At 59.9% G+C, this 20,960-nt stretch carries 19 protein-coding genes; 8 read left to right on the plus strand and 11 right to left on the minus strand.

All coding sequences use genetic code 11. The features are described 5' to 3' along the window. Positions 1-4: 4 nt before the first annotated feature. Complete coding sequence (gene dnaN, locus HMPREF3147_RS03330; protein ID WP_070444520.1) at positions 5-1,186, minus strand: DNA polymerase III subunit beta; 1,182 nt, start codon at positions 1,184-1,186, stop codon at positions 5-7. A gap of 577 nt (positions 1,187-1,763) precedes the next feature. Then, positions 1,764-3,395 carry a chromosomal replication initiator protein DnaA gene (dnaA, locus tag HMPREF3147_RS03335; protein WP_070444522.1) on the minus strand — a complete coding sequence of 544 codons (1,632 nt, stop codon included), beginning with the start codon at positions 3,393-3,395 and terminating at the stop codon, positions 1,764-1,766. A gap of 798 nt (positions 3,396-4,193) precedes the next feature. Between dnaA and rpmH the strand changes: the two genes are divergently transcribed. From rpmH to HMPREF3147_RS03375, 8 genes are read left to right on the plus strand one after another with little or no spacing between them, the layout of a single operon-like run. Continuing rightward, complete coding sequence (rpmH, locus tag HMPREF3147_RS03340) at positions 4,194-4,337, plus strand: 50S ribosomal protein L34 (protein ID WP_003847033.1); 144 nt, start codon at positions 4,194-4,196, stop codon at positions 4,335-4,337. A 3-nt stretch (positions 4,338-4,340) separates the two neighbouring features. Next, positions 4,341-4,709, plus strand: coding sequence for a ribonuclease P protein component (gene rnpA, locus HMPREF3147_RS03345; protein WP_070444524.1), 369 nt, complete (start codon positions 4,341-4,343; stop codon positions 4,707-4,709). Next, positions 4,697-4,975 (plus strand): membrane protein insertion efficiency factor YidD, encoded by a 279-nt coding sequence (gene yidD / locus HMPREF3147_RS03350; protein WP_070444526.1) that lies wholly within the window; start codon positions 4,697-4,699, stop codon positions 4,973-4,975. Before rnpA ends, yidD begins: the two co-directional genes overlap by 13 nt. Before the next feature lie 9 nt (positions 4,976-4,984). Next, entirely contained in the window at positions 4,985-5,971 is a 987-nt protein-coding gene (gene yidC, locus HMPREF3147_RS03355; RefSeq protein WP_070444528.1) for a membrane protein insertase YidC, read from the plus strand. A gap of 23 nt (positions 5,972-5,994) precedes the next feature. Then, positions 5,995-6,624 carry a 16S rRNA (guanine(527)-N(7))-methyltransferase RsmG gene (rsmG, locus tag HMPREF3147_RS03360; protein WP_070444530.1) on the plus strand — a complete coding sequence of 210 codons (630 nt, stop codon included), beginning with the start codon at positions 5,995-5,997 and terminating at the stop codon, positions 6,622-6,624. A 10-nt stretch (positions 6,625-6,634) separates the two neighbouring features. Further along, positions 6,635-7,483: a ParA family protein gene (locus HMPREF3147_RS03365; RefSeq protein WP_070444533.1), complete on the plus strand. Its 849-nt coding sequence runs from the start codon at positions 6,635-6,637 to the stop codon at positions 7,481-7,483. A gap of 6 nt (positions 7,484-7,489) precedes the next feature. Further along, positions 7,490-8,545, plus strand: coding sequence for a ParB/RepB/Spo0J family partition protein (locus tag HMPREF3147_RS03370; RefSeq protein WP_070444535.1), 1,056 nt, complete (start codon positions 7,490-7,492; stop codon positions 8,543-8,545). A gap of 6 nt (positions 8,546-8,551) precedes the next feature. Continuing rightward, entirely contained in the window at positions 8,552-9,127 is a 576-nt protein-coding gene (locus HMPREF3147_RS03375; RefSeq protein ID WP_070444537.1) for a hypothetical protein, read from the plus strand. Positions 9,128-9,153: 26 nt separating this feature from the next. On the opposite strand, the gene HMPREF3147_RS03380 is transcribed toward HMPREF3147_RS03375, so the two are convergent. The 9 genes from HMPREF3147_RS03380 to murJ all read right to left on the minus strand — a co-directional run bounded on the left by HMPREF3147_RS03380 (position 9,154) and on the right by murJ (position 20,954). Beyond that, the gene (locus HMPREF3147_RS03380) at positions 9,154-10,338 is read right to left on the minus strand and encodes an N-acetylmuramoyl-L-alanine amidase (protein ID WP_070444539.1); all 1,185 of its coding nucleotides are present in this window, start codon (positions 10,336-10,338) and stop codon (positions 9,154-9,156) included. A 65-nt stretch (positions 10,339-10,403) separates the two neighbouring features. Continuing rightward, positions 10,404-10,727, minus strand: a complete 324-nt coding sequence (gene trxA / locus HMPREF3147_RS03385) for a thioredoxin (RefSeq protein WP_070444541.1) — start codon at positions 10,725-10,727, stop codon at positions 10,404-10,406. A gap of 7 nt (positions 10,728-10,734) precedes the next feature. Next, positions 10,735-11,661, minus strand: coding sequence for a thioredoxin-disulfide reductase (trxB, locus tag HMPREF3147_RS03390; protein WP_070444543.1), 927 nt, complete (start codon positions 11,659-11,661; stop codon positions 10,735-10,737). Between the two features lie 54 nt (positions 11,662-11,715). Beyond that, entirely contained in the window at positions 11,716-12,258 is a 543-nt protein-coding gene (locus tag HMPREF3147_RS03395; protein ID WP_010188059.1) for a sigma-70 family RNA polymerase sigma factor, read from the minus strand. A 166-nt stretch (positions 12,259-12,424) separates the two neighbouring features. After that, positions 12,425-14,935 (minus strand): aminopeptidase N, encoded by a 2,511-nt coding sequence (gene pepN / locus HMPREF3147_RS03400; protein ID WP_070444545.1) that lies wholly within the window; start codon positions 14,933-14,935, stop codon positions 12,425-12,427. A gap of 43 nt (positions 14,936-14,978) precedes the next feature. Continuing rightward, on the minus strand, positions 14,979-16,151 hold the full coding sequence (locus HMPREF3147_RS03405; RefSeq protein ID WP_083276419.1) for an ATP-binding protein: 1,173 nt from the start codon (positions 16,149-16,151) through the stop codon (positions 14,979-14,981). Then, entirely contained in the window at positions 16,148-16,690 is a 543-nt protein-coding gene (locus tag HMPREF3147_RS12510; protein ID WP_083276420.1) for an AlbA family DNA-binding domain-containing protein, read from the minus strand. The genes HMPREF3147_RS03405 and HMPREF3147_RS12510 overlap by 4 nt, the downstream gene beginning before the upstream one ends. Before the next feature lie 267 nt (positions 16,691-16,957). After that, complete coding sequence (locus tag HMPREF3147_RS03410) at positions 16,958-17,491, minus strand: YceI family protein (RefSeq protein WP_070444547.1); 534 nt, start codon at positions 17,489-17,491, stop codon at positions 16,958-16,960. Between the two features lie 220 nt (positions 17,492-17,711). Next, positions 17,712-20,954 carry a murein biosynthesis integral membrane protein MurJ gene (murJ, locus tag HMPREF3147_RS03415; protein WP_070444549.1) on the minus strand — a complete coding sequence of 1,081 codons (3,243 nt, stop codon included), beginning with the start codon at positions 20,952-20,954 and terminating at the stop codon, positions 17,712-17,714. Positions 20,955-20,960 lie beyond the last annotated feature (6 nt).

Consider the following 20,960-nt stretch of genomic DNA (forward strand, 5'->3'; position numbering starts at 1 on the left):
TGGCCTAGCCTGGCAAGCGCACTGGCATCAAGAGGTAGGTGAAATCAGTCTCCGGGGTCGGGAAAGAGCCGTCTTCGTTGGCTACCGGCAGCTCTTCCGGTTCCGGAATCATGATTGCCGGGCGCGAAGGTTCGGTGAAGCCAAAGACCACGCGGTCCGTGTGAACCACAGCCAAACCATCCTTGAGGTAGGACGGGTTGAAGGCAATAACAAAATCCTCACGGCCGTTGAAGGCGCACGGCAAGGTCTCGCTTGCACGACCAGAGTCCGCACCGGCCGCCAAGGTCACCTCACCTTCGCTGAACTCCATGCGGATCTGAGCGTTGCGATCCGTCAACAGCGAGACGCGGCGAATCGCTTCCTGGAGCGGAGCAACCTCAATGCTGGCCATGGCGCTGTGGGTCTTGGGCAGCAGCGGTGCCACGTTGGGGAAATCCGCGTCCAACATGCGGGTCGTGGTCTCGCGGTTATCCGCATGCAGGCCAAAAAGGCCTTCCGCAGCGATGTTGTCACCAGTGCCCACGGCAATTTCTACCGGGATGTTGAGGTGCGTGTCCAAGGAGCGGCCAGTCTCCTGCAGCGTCTTGGCCGGGACAAGAAGCTTGGCCTGGACATCAGGAGATACCGGCTCCCACTCGAAGGTGCGCATGGCCAGGCGGAAACGGTCCGTCGCCGTCATTTCCACGTGGGAACCATTGATGTCGATGTGCACACCTGTGAGCATCGGCAGGGTGTCATCCTTGCCGGCAGCCGCAACGACCTGGCTGATGGCCTCCACGAAGAGCTGCGGGTTAATGGTGCCGGTGACCTCCGGCAAAACAGGGAGCTGAGGGTAATCATCCAGCGGAATGAGCGGCAGCTCGAAACGGGAGGAACCACAGGTCAACAGAACTTTGTTGTCTTCCTGGGTCATCTCGATTTCCTTGTTGGGCAAGGAAGCAACGATGTCGGAAAGCAACTTACCGGCCACGGCGATGCGTCCCGGCTCATCCACCATGCCGGCGATACGCACACGGGTGGAAACTTCGTAGTCGAAGCCGGTGAATTCCAAACCATTGTCATCCGCGGTGATCAGCATGGCGCGCAGTACCGGCTGGGTGACCTTCGAGGGAAGGCTGCGCGCGACCCACGCTACGGCGTTGGCGAGGTCATCTTTGGCAACGCGAAATGACACGGACTGCTCCATGGTGGTGAGACGCTCCTCTAGTTGCGGATGGAAGATTCTTGCAAGCTCACTCCAACTTACAGGATCAGCGCCGAAGCACAGGATTTTGTCATTTACCTTCTGTGCTCTCGATGAGGGCGTGCGGTCAGGCCGGGCGCCAACGAATCACACACATCCTTTTTCTTCTTAGTTAGGGAGAAAACAAAATAGGAGTAGTAATAAGCGCTGTGGGATCTGTGGACAACCTAGCAAAAGCCAAGCTCTGAGCCGCGAATCGATCTGTGAGTCAGGGTGTGGGATCACTGTGATCAAATGACAAGAAATGTGAGTAACTGGGTCGGGGTCAAAGTTATCCACAATCCATCCCCAGATCTATCCCTGCTGATCACAGGGTTAACCACAAGGGCGATGTGCCCTCTGATCTGCTGTGGAAGAAGAAAATGTGACAAGGATCTACAAATTACAACAATGGAATTACACAGCTGTGAATAACGGTGTGGATAACTTTTTGGCGGATCGCAAAGACGCCCCTGCCCACACCCGCGGGGGAGGTTGCTGCGGGGAAGGTGGGAGGGGCGTCGCCAAGCGTTGCGTGGTGCTAACGCTGGTTGTGGTTCTTCACGCGCTGGGTCAGCGCCTGGATCTCGTCGTAGGTATTCCGGTTCTCAGTCATCTCCTTACGGATTTTGCGGTCCGCATAGATGACGGTGGTGTGGTCCTTGCCGCCGAACTGGTCACCAATCTTTGGCAGGGAGAGCTCAGTGAGTTCGCGACACAGATACATCGCTAGCTGACGGGCGTGAGCCACGGCGCGTTTCTTACCAGAACCGCGCAAGGTATCCACGTCGATGTTGAAGTAATCCGCGGTCACCTCGATGATGGCTGCCGCGGTGATTTGGCGATCTGCAGAATCCGGGGCCAGATCGTGCAGAGCAATCTCCGCCATCTCCAAACTGATCGGCTCGTTGACCAGAGAGGAATAGGCAGAAACGCGGATGAGCGCACCTTCGAGCTCGCGGATCGAAGATTCAAAGCGAGAGGCGATGAGCTCGAGAACCGAGCGATCGACGTCTGTGCCGTCCGCGGAGGCCTTCTTCATGAGGATAGCGATGCGCGTCTCTAGGTCTGGCGGCTGAATATCCGTAATCAATCCGCCCTCGAAGCGCGTGCGGAGGCGATCTTCCAGTGTGGTCAGCTGCTTCGGTGGACGGTCGGAGGACAAAATGATCTGTTTGTTGGCCTGGTGCAGCGCATTGAAGGTGTGGAAGAACTCCTCCTGGGTGGACTCTTTGCCTTCTAGGAACTGGATGTCATCGACCATGAGGATGTCCAGGTTGCGGTAGCGGCGCTTGAAGGATTCCTGGCGGTCATCACGCAGGGAGTTGATGTAGTCGTTGGTGAATTCCTCCGAGGACACGTATTTCACGCGCAGTCCCGGGTGCAGGACCTGGGCGTAGTTGCCGGCTGCGTGCAGCAGGTGCGTTTTGCCGAGGCCGGAACCGCCCCAAATAAAGAGTGGGTTATAGGCGCGCGCGGGGTTTTCCGCGACGGCCACGGCGGCGCCGTTAGCAAAGCGGTTGGAGGAACCGATGACGAAGTTCTCAAAGGTGTGCTTCGGGTTGAGAGACTTTTCTCGGTTCGGGTTGTGCGCTGGCTCCTCCCGCGGGATCCGTGCCCCGGCTGCTTCGGGGTAGCCACTGGGTGCGGTGCTTTGTTGCTCGCTGTAGTGTTGCGCCAATTCATCGAGGCTGGCTGGGGAATGCGCAGTCTCCCATGAGCGCGGCTGATGGTGGCTTGGTGTTTCTGGCTGGGAGGTTGGAGCGGGCGGTGTGGGCTGCTGGAAAGCCTGCGCCTGGTGCCCCATGCCGTGCTCGGGAGCCTCGGTTTGGATAGGGCGTTGAGGTGCGGGTGCTGGAGGCTCTTCCTGTGGTGCCGGCTGCGGGGGTGCCGCAATGGTCACGGCCAAAGAACAGGGGCGACCCATGTGCTGCGATAGAGCGCGGGTGATGTATTCCCCTAGTTCAGTTTCGATGACAGTTTTGGCGTTCTCGTGTGGCGCGGCGATCAACGCATAGCCATCACCGATCATGATGGGCTCGACGAGTTGGAGGTTGAGGCGCTGGCTATGGGAGAAGTTGGGGACATCCGAGCTTGGTTGCTCGGACTGAGCCAGCAAATCACTGACCACAGCTTTCCAGCTGGCCCGGAGGGCTGCTTGCGGATCGGACACAACGCCTACCTTCTGTGTAGTTAGAGTTCACGCGGTGCTGCCGAAGAGGCGGCCACACCTATTTGATTCTGGGAAGAAGTGGCCTTGAGAACCAAATATTTACTGCGTGACTCTGGGTGAGAATCGGGGATGGACGGATGGATAAGAAAGAGATACGGAACGAGAAATCACAAGAAGTTTGTGATTTCCACCGGAGATTCCACACGATGTTTTAGCGCGTAACCTCGGTTTCCACAAAGTTATCCACAGGTGTGAATAGGTGGTTTATCCACAGCCTATCTCATGGCTGTGGATAACTATGAATTGGCTCCTTAACGCAGTTGACCTGCGCAAACAGCAAAAGTCTCAAGTTATGATTGAGAGTTATCCACATTCTGTGGGTGACTGTGGAATTAGATTCCTCAGTTGTACCGCGTTATAAGGGCGCTGTCTAACGCGCTTTTATGCGCGCTTGACACAGTGGCGCCTAGCGCGGTGGGTGGACGGCAGGAGGCGGCGCTTGCCGCGCAGCATGTGGGCAAAAAGTGGCGTTCTAGCTGCGGATAAAAACATCTTTGTAATTTCGGGGACACCCAGTGTGTCGATTTGTTTCGCGCACTATCTGTCACGTAACCTGTGATGGTCTATCGCAACAGTGCATGGTGCACATGTTGCATGTGGGAATGCCTCGCCACGCCTCACGGCGCTTAAAGTGCGAAGCCTTATCCCCACGTACACCATTCATCAGTGGATGTTTAAGCCCAGCGCCACCAGTGGCGCGAAGCTGTGCCATCCACCAACAACTTCAAGGAGTTAATCGTGGCAAAGGGTAAGCGTACCTTCCAGCCGAACAACCGTCGTCGTGCTCGCAAGCACGGCTTCCGTACCCGCATGAGCACCCGCGCCGGCCGCGCCATCGTCGCCGCTCGTCGCAAGAAGGGTCGCGCTAAGCTCACCGCTTAATTCATGCTTCCAGCCCAGCACAAGCTCACATCTCCGAGGCAATTTCGGAGGACCATCAAGGGCGGGCGCCGGGCGGGCACGCGCACTGTCGTCGTGCATTTGCGCTTTAATGACGGTGAAGACGCCATCGCGGCCACTGGGCCGCGGTTCGGTCTCATCGTGTCGAAGGCCGTCGGGAATGCCGTGGTTCGCCACCGCACCTCCCGACGGCTTCGTCATGTGTGCATGTCCCTCATGCGCGATGGTGTCAAAGGGACAATGCTGCCCGCCAACGTTGACATCGTTATCCGCGCCTTGCCCGCCAGCGGTGATGCCACCAGTGAGCGCCTTGAGCGTGATATCCGCAAAGCGCTACGCACATGGGATATCTGAACTCCCAAGGTGAGGAGATTCCCGAAGCCCGCGGCTTCGGAAGAGTCCTAGTTCACGGGGTGCGCTTCTACCAAAAGCACTTGTCAGGCCTTAAGATGGTCTCCACCTGTCGTTTTGAACCGACGTGCAGTGCCTATGCCCTCGAAGCCATTTCCATCCATGGAGCCTTCAAGGGGACGGGCATGGCGCTTGCCAGGTTATGCAAGTGCGGTCCCTGGCACCCGGGCGGGTTTGATCCGGTACCGACCAAACAACAACTGAGGTAAACAACTCTCGTGCTTAATTTCATCTATTGGCCAATTTCAGCCGTCTTGTGGTTCTGGCATTGGCTCTTGAGCTTCGTTCTTGATTCCGCATGGGGCGGAACCTGGATCATTGCCATCGTTCTTCTGACGTGGACGCTTAAGGCCATCATGGTCAAGCCGACCATCACGCAGCTGCGCTCCTCCCGCAAGATGCAGGAGATCCAGCCGCAAATCCAGGAACTGCGCACCAAGTACGCCAATGACCAGACCAAGGCGGCGCAGGAGATGCAGCGCATCTACAAGGAATCTGGCGTGCGCCCGGTGGCGGGCTGCTTGCCTATGTTCGCGCAGATCCCGATGTTCATTGGTCTGTTCCACGTGCTGCGCTCCTTCGACCGCACTGTTGCTGTCGCCGGTGGCATTGGCCACCCGGCGGGTGACGCCATGTCGGAGGAGATGAACGCCTCCATTGCGAACTACATTTTCAAGCCCGAGCTGGTGAAGCAGTTCGTGGACGCGAAGATCTTTGGCGTACCGCTGGTGGCCAACCTGCGCCTCAACTCGGGGCTGGAAATTGTTAAGGAAACCACCACCGCCCAGGCGGCCGTCATCATCGTGCCGCTCATCGCCATCATTGCGACGCTGACGCACTTCAACGCTCGCATGACGTTGAACCGCCAGGAGGCTCGCCGCGCCGCCGGCAAGACTGCTACCCCACAGGGTCAGAATGCGGAGATGATGCAGCAGCAGATGGCCATGATGAACAAGATGATGCTGTGGTTTATGCCGGCAATGCTGGTGTTCTCCGGTTTCATCTGGCCCATCGGCCTTCTCTTCTACATGTTGGCCAACACCGTGTGGACCTTCTTCCAGACCCGCATCGTCTACGCCAAGATGGACCGCGAGGAAGAAGAGGAGGCAGCCGCTAAGGCTGAGCTCAAGCGCACCTCTGCTCCGAAGCCGGGCGCACGCAAGAAGGACAATCGCTCCAAGAAGCAGCGCCGCAAGAACAACTAGAACTTAACCCAGGAGTTTTCACAGTGACTGAATCTGTGTCCGACACTGTGCCACTGGACCCGTCTGACGTCTTCGGATCGCGTCTGCCGCTCGCGCAGAAATACCACGATTCGCTGGCTACGGACGGGTCCACCCGTGGTTTTATAGGCCCCCGCGAGGTCCCGCGCCTCTGGGAGCGCCATCTCATCAACTGCGCCGTGGTCGCCGAAGTCATGCCGCAGGGCGCCACGCTTATCGACGTCGGCAGTGGCGCCGGCCTGCCCGGCATCCCGCTCGCGATCGCGCGCCCTGATCTGAAGATCACCCTCATCGAACCGTTGCTCAAACGCTCGACCTACCTCAACGAGGTCGTCGACCTACTGGGGCTGGATAACGTCACCGTCATTCGCGGCCGCGCCGAGGAGGGCCCGGTCAAGAAGGCCGTTAAGGGTGCCGACATCGTCACCTCCCGCGCCGTGGCCCCGCTGGGCAAACTGGCCAAGTGGTCCCTGCCGCTGGTGCGCAAGGGCGGGGAGATGATCGCGTTGAAGGGTTCCTCTGTCTACGAGGAACTGGAGCGCGATGCTGCTGATATCAAGCGCGCCGGCGGCGGAAAAGCCGAGGTCATGACCATCCACGGCACCACGATTATCCGTGTCCCGCGCGTGAACTAAAGTAGACGGCATGACTCATCCTCGTCTTATCACCATCGCGAACCAGAAAGGTGGCGTGGGTAAAACCACCTCCGCCGTCAACCTTGCCGCCGCGCTCGCTGAGGCCGGCAAGAAGGTCCTGGTGATCGACTTGGACCCGCAGGGCAATGCCTCCACCGCAGTAGGAGCGGAGCACACCTCCGGCACTAAATCCAGCTATGAGGTTTTGTTGGGGGACTGCAGCGCGGAGGATGCGATGCAGCACTCTCCCGACGATGAGAACCTTTACTGCATCCCAGCCACCATCGACCTCGCCGGTGCAGAGATCGAAATGGTCTCCCTGGTTCGCCGCGAGTTCCGCCTCTATGACGCTCTGCACAACGGCTTCCTTGAGGAGCACGGCTTTGAGTACGTCTTTATCGACTGCCCACCTTCCCTAGGCCTGCTCACCATCAATGCGATGACGTGTGCAGAAGAAGTTATTATTCCCATCCAGTGTGAGTACTACGCCTTGGAGGGCGTGGGCCAGCTGCTGGGCAATATTTCCATGATTCGGGAGCACCTCAACGAGGACCTTCACATTTCCGGCGTGCTGCTGACTATGTTCGATGCCCGCACCAAGCTGGCTGAACAGGTGGCCAATGAGGTGCGCGAGCAATTCGGCGCCGTCGTTTTGGGCAACGTTATCCCGCGCTCCGTTCGCGTTTCGGAGGCGCCGGGCTATGGTAAGACAGTTATCGCTTATGACCCGTCGTCGACGGGTGCTCGCGCCTACTCCGCCGCCGCGCGCGAGTTGGATAAGCGCGGAGACTACACACCGCACCCCACCACGGGTGCCATTGGCGTGAGCCCAGAGATTTTCGCGGAATTGGAAGGATAGGACACCGTGGCAGATAAGAAGGCAGAGCAGAAGCCGGAGCAGCGCCAGGGCGGCCTAGGCAAGGGCCTGGCCGCGCTCATTCCGTCCGGCCCGGGTGCGCCCTCCCGTAAACCACGCCTGGGGGATTCGGCGGCCGACATTATCCTTGGCGCTTCGACAGGCGGGGCTCACGGATCTGCGCCGAAAAAGGTGCAGGGAGCGCCCACCATCCAGCAGTCTTCTGGCTCGAAGAAGCGGCAGGCCAAGCCTTCGGTGATTGGTGCGACGTACCGCGAGATCTCCGTCGGGGATATCATGCCCAACCCGAAGCAGCCACGTACTGTCTTCGACGAGGATGAGCTGGCGGAGCTGGTCCACTCCATCAAGGAGTTTGGCCTGCTGCAACCGGTCGTTGTGCGCCCCGCTGAGGAGGGTGGCTTCGAGCTCATCATGGGTGAGCGCCGCTGGCGTGCCTCCTCCAAGGCGGGCCTGGCCACCATCCCGGCCATTGTGCGCGATACCAAGGATGATGACCTCCTGCGGGACGCGCTTTTGGAGAATATCCACCGCGTACAGCTCAACCCGCTGGAAGAGGCTCACGCCTACCAGCAGCTGCTGGAAGAATTCGGCGTGACCCAGAACGAGCTGGCTGATCGCATCGGCCGCTCCCGCCCTCAAGTCACCAACATGATCCGCTTGCTCAAGCTGCCGGTCAATGTGCAGAAGCGCGTTGCCGCTGGCACCTTGTCCGGTGGCCATGCCCGCGCGCTACTGGGCCTGCCGGATGCTGAAGCCATGGAGCTCATTGCCAACCGCATTGTGGCCGAGGGCCTGTCCGTGCGCGCTACGGAGGAAGCCGTCACCCTGTATAAGCGGGACGGTAAGCCGGCCGAGCCAACCAAGAAACCTGCCGCCCCGCAGCCGCAATTCTTTACTGATTCCGCTGAGCGCTTGGCCGATCGCTTCGACACCAAGGTCACCGTCACCATGGGCAAGCGCAAAGGCAAGATGGTCGTCGAATTCGGCGACCAGGAAGATTTCGAGCGTATTCTGGCCCTCATTGAGGGTAAGGAAAGCAGCTAGCTGACCATGCTCGTTCAGGCCGTCAAGGAAGGTGTTGCCATCAACCCCTTGGCGGCTCGATCCATCTTCTGGGAGCTGAAGACCACGGTCGCTGATCCTGTTTTCGAGAAGGAAGCATGGATCAGTGCCACGCTGCTGCGCTGTGGTGAGTGCGGTTTTACCGTGGGTGATGAGGCCACAGTGTTCTTTTGCCCGCCCGATCTTGCCCCCGGTGCCGCGAAGCTACCCACCTCCCCCGTCTCGGAGGACGCGGTGCTGGTGTCCTCGCTTTTCGTGAAATCGCACCGCGCGGCGAAGGGCCTGGAGGCGGTGCTTCTCGATGCCACCATCATGCACCTCACCTCCCGCGAAGCTAGCGCCGTTGAGGCCTTTGGTTACCGCGATGCTCGCGCCGCCGAGAATCTCCTGCGGGCTAAGCCCGGCCGTATTGGCCTATTACCGGTGGAAACGCTGGAATCCGCCGGTTTCAGGGTGGAGCGTGATCACCCCATTACCCCGCGCCTGCGACTCGAGCTGCCCCCAGCTTTCGATCTGCTGACGGCTGCCGCCGTGGAGGACCTCCTCGCCCGCGCCCTAGCCTAGATACAGGATGGTTCCCCCTAAGCCCGTTAGGAAGAGCGCTCCGCGCGCAGCAGCTCGTCGAAGCGGTAGGTGCCGGTGACGGCAGTGTCATCGTCAAGAAGGTACAGGCGCTTGACGGAGACGACGATGGCCTCGGCGATGTCATCGCGGCGATCTGGGTTGGCCAGAATAGTCACGTCCTTGGGGCTGGTTAGGTAGCCCAGCACGACCTGCACCACCGGCATCTGGGTCAGGCGCAGCAGCGCCCAGGTGCGGCCGTGGTTGCGGCAGTTGCCCAGCTCGGTGCGGGCAACGATCTCTCGCTGGATGAAGCCGGAGAGCGTTTCACCAATGAGCGAGGAGTTACCGGACTCAGAACCGAAGTAGAAGGTGGCTACGCCATTGGCCTTCTCTGTGGGGTACTCGTCGCAGGCGAGCGAAATGACCAAGTCAGCGCCAAAGGCATTGGCAATGTCGGCGCGATCATGAATAGAGGGATCATCGGTACGCGGGCGGGAGATGATGGTCTCCATGCCGGCGGCAATCATGCGGCCAGCAACTCGCTCGGCCAAATCCCAGAGGATCTCTTCCTCAGTGATGTCACCAAAGCGGCCCTTGACCGTACGGCCCTTGTTGAAACCGCCCAGGCTGGGATCGATGACAACGCGCTTGCCGGCCAATTGGGGCCCTGCGTTGCGGACGCGCTCGCGCTCTTGGATGTTGTGCGCTGATCCGCCGGTGATGCGCCGACCCAGTAGGTTGAGCGCGTTGATGGTCTCCGGGCCACAAATTCCGTCACTGCGCAGTCCAGAGTTCAATTGGTATTCCGCCAGCGCTGCATAGGTGCGGGCACCGAAATTGCCGTCGATGCGCTCCTGGTAGAAGCCGAGCTCCTGGAGCTGTTGCTGCAACTGGGAGACATCGTCGCCCACCTGCACGTTGCCAGGCTCATAGGCCAGCACGCGCGCACCCAAGGTGTAGGAGGCTTGGCGCAGTTCACGCAAAGTGAGTTCATCGATATCGCCGCTGGGCACAATGCCGCGTGATTGCTGGAAGGCCTTAAGTACTTCCGCTAGCTCGCTATCAAAGTGCTTATCGGCTTCGGAGTACTTTTGCTTCTTCCAGTCGGACAACGTCCCCTGGTAGTCAGTCATCAGGCCGAGGCGGGCAAGGGTTGCGCGTGCTTCGGCGACCCGAACGCTCTGGTCACCTACACGTAAAACGCGGTTCACACCTACCCCTTTCGTGATCAAGGAGGCGCACTACAGTGCGCCAACAACGAGTTAAAGAATACCAGTTAGAGCTGTTTCTTTACCTGCGCCACGATGTCGGCCTTGGAACGCAAGCCAACGAACTCATCGACCTTCTCGCCGTCCTTGAAAATCAGCACAGATGGGATGGACATGATCTGGAACATGGCACCCAAAGTGCGTTCTTCATCCACGTTGACCTTGACTACGGAGACGTCCTCACCGAGTTCTTCGGCGACCTCCTCAAGGATCGGGGACAGCTTCTTACACGGACCACACCATTCGGCCCAGAAGTCCACGACGACTGGCTTGCCTGCCTCTACGACGTCAGCGCGGAAGGAATCAGTAGTGACGTTTTTAATGTTGCTCATGTGATTACTAACGGTTCTCAGCCAGGAAATGTTCCGCATCAATGGCCGCGCGGCAGCCGGAGCCCGCAGCGGTGATGGCCTGCTGGTAGTGGTCATCCACCAAGTCACCACAGGCAAAGACACCTGGCAGCGAGGTCTTAGTGGAGGGCTGCTGTACCACCACGTAGCCAGCCTCATCGGTCTCTACCTGGCCGTTGAGGAAGCCGGAGCGCGGGTCGTGGCCAATGGCTACGAACATGGCGGTCAAATCCAGCTCGCTGGTCTCACCGGTCAGCACGTTCTTGACTTCGAGGGCACCGACCTTGCCGTCCTTCTCCAGGACGCGCTCGACGGTGGTGTTGGTCAGCCACTTGATCTTTGGGTTCTCCTTGGCGCGCTCCAGCATGATCTTGGAGGCGCGGAAGTTCTCCGAGCGGTGAATAATGGTGACGGTCTCGGCGAACTTGGTGAGGAAGGTGGCCTCTTCCATGGCGGAATCGCCACCGCCGACGACGGCGATGTTGTGGTCCTTGAAGAAGAAGCCATCGCAGGTGGCACACGCCGACACGCCGCGGCCGGTCAGCTCAGATTCGCCCGGAATACCCAGGTAGCGCGGAGCGGCACCGGTAGCGAGGATGACAGCGCGGGCTTCATAAACCTCGTCGCCCACGTGTAGCTTCTTCACCTCGCCTTCGAGCTCGATGGAATCTACAACTTCCATGCGCAGGTCGGCACCGAAGCGGATGGCCTGGGCGCGCATCTCTTCCATGAGCTCAGGGCCCATGATTCCCTTCTGGAAGCCTGGGTAGTTCTCTACCTCGGTGGTGTTCATGAGTTCGCCACCGTATTCAAAGCCCTCGAAGACGATGGGATTGAGTTCGGCGCGTGCTGCGTAGAGCGCTGCGGTGTAGCCGGCAGGGCCGGAGCCGACGATGGCGACATCGTGGATAGTCACTAAAAACTCCCTTGAAACGATTCTTTTTAAGTAAGACTCAGATTCTACTCGCCCTCAGTCTATCGCCGCACGCAACACTTGCCGAGCTCGAGCTCGCCGTGACTTCACCGTGCCAGGTGCTACGCCTTGCACCTTAGCCACCGTATCGATGGGATAACCAGCCACGTCGGTGAGGTACAGCGCCTCGCGCTGGTCCTGGCGCAAGGTTTCCATCGCTTGGGCCACCGTGATGCGTTCCGCCAGGTTTTCGCTGGGGTTGTGCGCGAGCGCATAATTGCGGTCATCCTCAATGATCTCTGCATCGAGGGAGGCGTTTTCCCGGTTGGAGCGATGGTTGAGGAAGTCATAGCCGGAGTTCATCACCAGCCGGTGCAGCCACGTGCTCAGGGTGGCATCGTGCCGGTAGGACGCCATGTTGCAGCTGGCCTTGAGCAGGGCCTCCTGCACAATATCCTGCGCATCATCATCGTTGCGCGTATAGCGTCGCGCCATGGCGGTCAGGCGCGCGCGGTGCTTTTCGACGATTGCCGAAAAGGCCTTGGTATCTCCACCAATGAAGGCGTCGACGAGTTCACGATCGGTCGGCTGTGCTGACACTAAGAATCCCCCCGGAAACTTGAGCAATGACAAGTGGGTCAACACAGTCCCCGGCCGAAGCCGATGGTTTGTGATTGTCCCCCCGTTAATGTGTCTGCGAGTTTACGGGAAGATTCTGCTATCCGCTACGCGAAGCGTCTCACGTGCCGCGTTTAATGTGCCGTGCTTACTGCACGGCACGGACACGGTACGCACGACGCAGTGCATCCTGGCATTCCAGCAGCACGCGGCGCAGCGCGCGCGGACGATCTTTGCTCAGGAATTCGCTGGTGGCGGCGTCGGCCATCGCGAGATCTGGGTAAAGACCGCGCACGAGGCGGTTGGCAATCTCGATGGGATGCTCCGTCCAGAGCGTCGCCAGAGAATCGAAATACTCCTGAGCAAAGGCCTCGGTGAGGTGGGCTGAGCGCGGTGCGTTAAACGCCGCGAGCAGGGAATCTACCTCCGCGTTGGAGTACTTACCCGGCGTGCGCACGAGGTCGAAGACTTCGCGTTTGACCTCGGCAGATGGGAAGGCGTGGGAGGCACCCAGGTAGGCGGCGGCACCGGTGAGGGTGTTATCGCGCTCCTTCTCTTCTTCCAGCTCCTCGGCGCTGATGGCATCGCGGGCGGCCAAGGCGCGGAGGATGGCCCAGCGAATATCCGGGTCGAGGGCGAGGCCGTCGAGGGAGCCGTCGTAAAGCGCACGCAGGCGCTGCGTGCCGGATTCCTCCGGGGTGGCCGCGAGTGCCTGGATGGTGGCGCGTGCGAAGGTGAGCTGCGCGTCGGAACCAGCCGGGGCGCCTTGCAGCACCGCCCACAGCCGCTCGGCATAATCGGAGCGAATCTCCTCGCGTTCTTCCTGGCCAACGAAGTGGTCGATGGCATAGCCTGCATTGGCAAAGGCCGTGGTCAGTAGCGTCGGGTTGGACTCCGCCGGAGCGTGCTTCAGCACGGTGTCGAGGTAGGAGCGCACCGGCCACTCGCCATCGCGGGTGAGGTTCCACAGGGAGGTCCAGATGACCGCTCGGGAGAGCTCATCCGGAACTTCAGACAAGCGCGCGCGAATGGTCTTCAAGGAGGTCTCATCGAAGCGGACCTTGGCGTAGGTGTGGTCGCCGTCGTTCAGCAGCAACAACGCCGGTGCCTGAAGCCCAGAAGCCTCGTCGAGGATAGTGCGCTCGCCCTCCAGATCGACGTCGAGGGTGGCGTACTTCTTCAGGGAGTTATCGAACAGCGCCACGTTGAGGCGGTGCGGGCGCGTGGTGTCCTCCGCCTCGACAGCGATAGCTAACTCGTGAATCCTATCGCCGTCCGCGTGTAACTCCGGGGTCAGCGTATCCGGGCCCCACGTGCGCAGCCAGGCTGTGGACCAAGCGTCGAGGTCGCGGTCGGTGTGCTTCTTCAGGGCCTTAAGGAGATCCTCGAAGGTGGCGGCAGCAAAGGCGTGCTCCTGGAAGTAGTCACGCGCGCCGGCATAGAAATTCTCCCGGCCCACGTAGTGCACCAGCTGCTTGAGCACTGCAGCACCCTTGGCATACGTAATGCCGTCGAAGTTCTGACGCGCGGCATCCACGTCCGGGATCTCGGCCTTGATCGGGTGCGTGGTGGGCAGCTGATCCTGCAGGTAGGCCCAGTTCTTGCGCTGGCCGGCAAAGTTGACCCACGCCTCGGTGTACTCGGTGGCGTGCACCGAGGAATCCGCGCCCATGAACTCCGCGAAGGACTCCTTGAGCCACAGGTCATCCCACCACTGCGGGGTGACTAGGTCACCGAACCACATGTGCGACATCTCGTGCAGGATCGTATTCGTGCGCCCGGCATGCTGCGCGCGGGTGGCGGCGGAACGGAAGAGGTAATGCTCCGTAAAGGTTACGAGGCCGGGGTTCTCCATGGCACCCAGGTTGTACTCCGGAACGAAGATGGAATCATACTTGCCCCACGGGTAGGGATAGCCAAAGTTGTTGTGGAAGAAGTCCATGCCTTGTGCGGTGACCTGCAGGATTTCATCATCCAGGTACTCCGCCATGGAGGCGCGGGCGAAGGCGCGCAGTTCCACGCTGAGGGATCCATCGGGTGCGGTCCAGGTGCTGTGCTTCTCGACGTACGGTCCAGCCGCAAACGCCGTCAGATACGTCGACAACAGCGGGGTCGGGGCAAAGTGCGCTACTTCCCCACCCTCGGTCTTCTCGCGGCTGACCTCCGGCTGGTTACTGAGCAGCTGCCAGCCTGCCGGGCCGGTGAGGTGCACCTCAAAGCTGGCCTTGAGATCCGGCTGGTCAAAGCAGGGGAAGATGCGGCGGGCATCAGATGGCTCGAGGTGCGAGTAGAGGTAGGTCGTGTCATCGGCCTGGTCGTGCATGCGGTGCAGGCCCTGGCCAGTGCGGGAGTAATAGGAGGAGCCGGTGATCTCCACGGTGAGCTCCTCCCCCACTGGAAGGTTGCTCAGGTAAACCCGTCCGCCGTCGAAGGTGTTCTCCACCTCCTCGCCGTTGACGCGCACTGCATGCACGGCCTTGCCCAAGTAATCCACGAAGGTCTCGGGCTCGGTGGTGGTGAAGCTAATGCGCGAGGTGACCTCGTAAGAGTCGGCGTCGCTCGGCGCGCTCGTGACGTCGAGGTATAGCTCGTAGGTGCTCAGGCGCAGCGCGGCGCTGCGGGCGGAAGCTTCTGCATGGGTGAGGTTTGCGGTAGTCATGCGCTACATCTTAAACCTCGCTGCGGTGTGTATCACAGGGTGGTCATGAAAGAATCCACCGCGTGTTGGGGCCGCGCTGTGGGCCATCAGGATCGATGCGCGCTTGGCCTATAGTTCTTAGGTGGCGCAGTATTCCTGTGACAATCGCCCGGTCTACTCCCAGTTCTTCGGCGACTTTACGCGTATTCAGCGCAGCTCCTTCTTTGAGTTGAGCCAGGATCCAATCCTGAACGGACGTTGCTGCAATGTGTCCCTCTATGTGAAGCCCCATCAGTGATCGTGCCTTGGTGGTAAGTATCCACTCTCGCGCTTCACGTAGTTGTTCTACGAAACCGAGGCTCTCATACCACCGTAGGGTGTCTGCAGCCTGATCTTCGCTGACTTGCATGAGTTGGGCAGCAGTGTGACACAGCAGGATCTGGTTGTCCATAAGGTGACGGGCAATGATGAGACCATTGACGCTGTCGAAAGGCTCAGCGCCGAAAGCACCTTTGAGTTCGGTCAAGGACTTAATGAACGCGGTGTCAACGCGCCCAGAGGACAAAGTAACTTCGACGAAGGATTCCTCGGCGCGAAGTTCCGGAATATGGCGACCACTCGACAGCATGGATGCCCACATGCGGTCGAATCCACGGGAGGATTCCTCTGCTAACCCCAGCATCCTTAACGCCGTCATAAGGCGGGGATTTCGGGGAATTGATTGTGTTGTGAGAACCCGATCGCGTTGTACACCTGTGGGAAGACCACCGGGAGACCATACAGAGAAGGCTATGGGAGATTGGTCGATGACTACTGCAGCCGATGCGTCCCAGTCGCGATGGGCTAAGGCATTAGAGACAAGCTCGTCGACAGCGGTGTCTGGGAAAGCCTTGATCGATACTTCTTGACCCGTGGCAAGGGCGATCCGCTCCACTTCTTGCTGGGCATTGACCCGAATTAGTTCTTTCAACCGCAAGTATGTGGTGATGAGGGGTGCAGAGATTTCTGTTGTTCTCGGCTCACCGCCAGGGACAAGACGGAGGAGGTGCCGAACTGTAACCTGCTGGGATACCGGAGGCATGAAAAGGATTTCGGCCGCGTATGTGGGCTTTAGTGAGCCATCCAGCAGTCCTAATTCTCCCAAGAGTTCGCGGGCCGTCGCGGGAACAGGCTCCTGGGAACCGGACATTGCCCTCGCTTGGGCTAGGAGGTGTCGGGCCTGATCGACGGCCGTCATATCGAGTTCCTCAAGCCCTCGCCGGGAGGGGTGAGCAGTGTAATCCGGGTTGGCGCGTTCAAAGAAGAGTGCGCGGCGTTGATGCTCGGTGAGTGGTACGCAGCGAGTGTCAACTCGCTTGCTCGCCTGTCCCTTTGGCGTTGATACAGCGTGATGCCACGGGGAACGCGTAAGACGATGAGCCGGGCTCCGCACCACTCCAGCTCCTCTGCTTCGATGTGGATGTTGGGCTGTGTTCCTTCAAAGATCTTTCTTATGAGCCAGTCCAATTCCCGTTGGGTGCCTGTAAATGCCTCTGGTCCAGATTTCTTGTCTGCGACTCCAAGCACAATGAAAGCGTTCCCGTTATCGGCATTGGAAAAGCACACGGCTTCATCGATGAGGAATTCAACAAGGGACGCGTCTGGATTGCGATTTCGAGGGTGGACGGCGGGATCCTCTTTAAAATCGAGAATTTCGGATTCCAGGCTATCGGCGGTTGCGCCGGCTTCAATCGAGCGCAGTGCCTGGATGATGAATTCGAGTTCGTCCTCTCTCATGGTCCCGTAGTGTAGCAGAGTTGTTTCAAACAACTCCGCAACAACTAATAAACAACTATTGGCTAATATGGCAGCTTCTGACTCAGAATTAATCTAGAACATGCAGTCCAGAGCGTTGTTCAAGTTGTTTGGGAGTTGTTTCAGAGTTGTTTATTACTCGGTTTTGGGCCTTTAGTTGTTAAAAAGTTGTTGCCCGCAGTACCGGAATGGGCACTACGGGCAACAACTTAGAACTACTTCCTACGGCGAGGTTTCGCGCTTGATGGCTTACTGCTTGATGGCAGAGACCTCGAGCTCAATCTTGATCTCCTCGGAGACCAGCACGCCGCCGGTCTTCAGCGGAGCGTTGAAGTCGATGTCGAAGTCGAGGCGGTTAATGGAGGTCTTAGCCGCGAAGCCCAGGCGGGTGTTACCGAAGGGATCCTCGGCCACGCCCGTCTCCTCTACCTTGAAGTCAACGGACTTGGTGGTGCCCTTGATGGTGAGGTCACCGGTGACCATGCCCTCGCCTGCCTCGTTCACGTCGAACTTGGTTGCGGTGAAGGTCATCTCCGGGAACTTCTCAACGTCGAAAAAGTCCTCGTTCTTCACGTGCGCATCGCGGTCGGCGTTGTTGGTATCGATGGACGCGGTCTTCACCGTGGCGGTAGCTGCGGACTCGTTAATGTTCTCTCCCACCTTCAGGGTGCCCTCGAACTCGGTGAAGTTGCCACGCACCTTGGTGATCATGGCGTGGCGGGCGACGAAGCCGATGGTGGTGTGTGCTGCGTCCAGTGTGTAGGTTCCTGCGGTGATAGTCATGGGTTCCTCGTTTCTTCTAGGTTTCTCTAGATTGTTGATGTAACAACAATAATTATACGCTCCGTGTCTGATCTGTAAAGGGAAGAAATCGCAAGAACAATAAAGCCCCAGACCTAGAACCCGAAACCTGCAGGTGGGCGTCGTCAAGCGCGTGGTGCGTCTGAGTCAGCGAGCAGGGAGTTTCGGGATCGAGGTCTGGGGGAATGCGTGAGGTGGTGGGTTAGTTAGTCGGGATACCCACCAGGGTGGCCTCCTTCAGTGTGACGGAGCCGGACTTGGGCATGTCGGTGAAAACGATGAGGGCGCCGTCGAAGGCCACGGGCTTCTCCTTGAGCTCGATGTCTTGGCGTGCGCTCGTCAAGGTGCCGTGTGCGAGCTCGGTCAGCTTGCCGGAGTCAGGATCCGTGGGGTCAAAATCCTTGGTATTAACGCCATAGACCTCGTACTTGGCGCCCGTGGACTTGCTCTGCTGAAGCGGTAGCGCGCGGAGTTGCGTGGGCTTGTCAACGCTGAGCAGGAGTCCAGTGTCTGCCTTTTTCGTGGACCATGAACCAGATACTTCCTTGCCCTCCGGAACGGAGGTGGTCTTTACGTCTTTCAGGATCACCGGCGGCACGTTGGGGAAGGTCGTTTCCGTCGTGGATTCGCTCTTCGTCACCACGGGGGAAGTTTTCTCATTACCTACCTGGGAGAGAATCCACACGCTGAGTGCGGCCATCGCCACGACGAAGAGGGTAGCCAGCACACCGAGCACGATGATCCCGGAGCCAGAATAACCGCGGCCGCCGAAGCCCGGTGCAGGGCTCGGGTCCTCCTTGCGCGGGGTCTCCTCCACCGGTACCTGGAGGGTTTCCTCGCCGTCCTCGCCATCGCCTGCGAAGACCGCCAAGCGGTGGGCGATGTCCTCGAGGTCGGAGTCCTTGCCCTCCTCGGCGTCGGCAGCGATCTCCTGTAGCACCTCCGGTGTTGGGCTAGTGGAGTCCACCAGGAGAGAGATTGCGGAGGCCAGCGCCGAGCGGTCAGTCTCCTCATCGTTGCTGTGCAGCACCGCGGGGAAGGCCAGCGTGGCAATACCTTCGGTAGAGATGCGGATGCGGTTGCGGTTTTCAATGCCCAGCACGAGGTCCGCCGCATGGGCCGCGGCTGTGGTGCGCACCAGCGGTACCAAGGCGTGGGCCACGGCGCGCGGATCGAGGTCCTCATCCTCCGAAACTGTCTTCAACGAGGTGCCCTCTACCCAGTCCGCCACGACGAGGCAGCCCTGGCGGTAGGACAGGATATCGATGTTCTCCGCCACGGCATCCAGTTCCATCTCCGCTAGGCGGCGCGTGGCGCGGGAGACCTCGGCGGAGCGGCGGGCGGCCACGGCCGGGGTCGCCGGCGCCATCGGGGCTTCGCCTGTGGTGTCCACGAAGGTCAGCGACACCACGCGGCCGGTGGCCTGCTCGCGCGCCTTCCAGAAGCGGGTACCCGCGGCAGAGCCATAGTCTTTGAGGAGGCGGAAGCGGCCATCGGAGACCGGCGCACCCGGCACCAGGCGCGGACCACGGACGATACCGGCAGACATCGGCGGCGGCACCGGCGAAGAGTTGAAGGCGTCCACGCTGAAGATGGGCTGGAACTCCAGCTGCTCCGGGGCTTCGACCTCGATAGCTTCTGCATGCTCGATCTTGATGAAGCGGGACATGCCCGGAATGCGCTGCAGCTGGCGGCCCAGGTTGATGACTTCCGGCAGGCCCGAACGCGAGAGCACGATGCCGGTCACGATCACGAAGACCAGGCCCACGACGGCGAGCTTGAGCAGGTACACAAACGGCGGAACCTCGGCCGGGAGCACGAAGTTGATGCCGTAGTTGAAGGCGTAAGCAACGACTAGGCCAACGATGGAGGCCAGCACCGACCACACGGTGGTCGCGATAACCGCGCGGCCGCCCAGGCTACCCAGCTTGCGCTTGAGCAGGAAGCCGCCGATCACCGCGCCGGCCACGAAGCCGAAGCCGTTGGCAGTACCCAGCAGGATGACCACGCGCTCCGGGGAGTCCGCAACGTGTGGGGCCAACAGGGAGAGCACCACCTTGGTCAGCGTGATGCCGGCGATGATGAAGGTGGGTGTCCACGCTTCCTCGCGGGCGTAAAACACGCGCAGGTGCAGCAACACGAGGGCGTAGGGGATGAGGGTAAAGGCGGAGAAGCTCAGTGTGAGGCCGAGCAGCTCGGCCGCGTCGGCGTCGAAGGCTCCGTATTGGAAGAGGCCGCGGGCAATCGGGATACCGAAGCCCGTCATGAAGATGACGATCGGAATCAGGGCGATAAACGTCAGCTTCGTGCCGAGCGTGAGATCCCGAACCACGGCCTTGACGTCACCGTCCGCGGCGTTGCGGGACAGACGCGGCATAATTGCGGTGAGTAGCGTGACGCCGATGACGCCATAGGGCACCTGCAGAAGCAGCCAGGCCTGCTGGTAGGTAAAGGGCGCGCCTTCATCCGCATGCGCCGCCACGCGGGAGGTGATGACGTAACCCAACTGGGAAATCGCCACATAGGCCACAATTGCCATGGCCATCCCACCGAATTGCTTGAGGCGGTCATCCAGGCCCCACAGCGGCTTGAGGTTAATGCCTGCCTTCTTGAGATAAGGGAAGAGGATGAGGCATTGCACGACCACGCCCGCCGTGGTGCCTAGGGCTAGGAGCAGCACGTGCCTGTCCGTGATCGGCGAGGGTGCATCGGGATGCAGACTGCCCGGCACCAGCTGGTAGGCCACGAGCACCGAAATCGAGATGATGTTATTGACCACCGGTGCCCACGCGCCCGGCCCAAAAATATTCTTGGTGTTGAGCACCGCTTGGAAGAGCGCGAAGAGTCCGTAGAAGAAGATCTGTGGCAGCAGCAAGTAGGCAAAGGAGGTCGCCTGCACGGCATTGACCTCGCCGTCTTCCGGCAACATCATGCGCGTTAACTGCGGGGCAAAAATACAGGAAAGCACCGTGATCGTGGCCAACAGGGAGAAGGCCAGTGTGAAGAGGCGCCGGACAAAGTCCTCGCCGCGGTCGGCATCTTCCTTTTCCGCGCGCACCAGCACCGGAACCACGAGTGAGGTCAGCACCGCACCCAGCACAATCTCCGTGATGAGGTTGGGCAGCTGGTTCGCCGTGGTAAAGGCGGAGGAAATCGCCGGGCCAAGCGACGAGCCGATGAGTACGTTGCGAATGAATCCCGTGATGCGGGAAATCAACGTGGCGATAGCCATGGAACCGGTGGCGCGGACGACGGCGCCGTCGGAGTTCTTTTCGCCGCCGGACTCACTCGGGGCCGAGGCAGACTTGCCCTTCAATCCCGAACGGTCCTCGAGTTCGTCGTCGACAGCAACGACGCCGCTCGGCGCGCGCTTTTCCGGGACCGGTGCCGGCGGCGAGGGCGTGACAATGCGGCGACGGGCACCAGACATAGGTTCATGTGTCATAGAGAA

The sequence above is a fragment of the Corynebacterium sp. HMSC05D03 genome (assembly GCF_001807205.1).
Classification (GTDB): Bacteria; Actinomycetota; Actinomycetes; order Mycobacteriales; family Mycobacteriaceae; genus Corynebacterium; species Corynebacterium aurimucosum.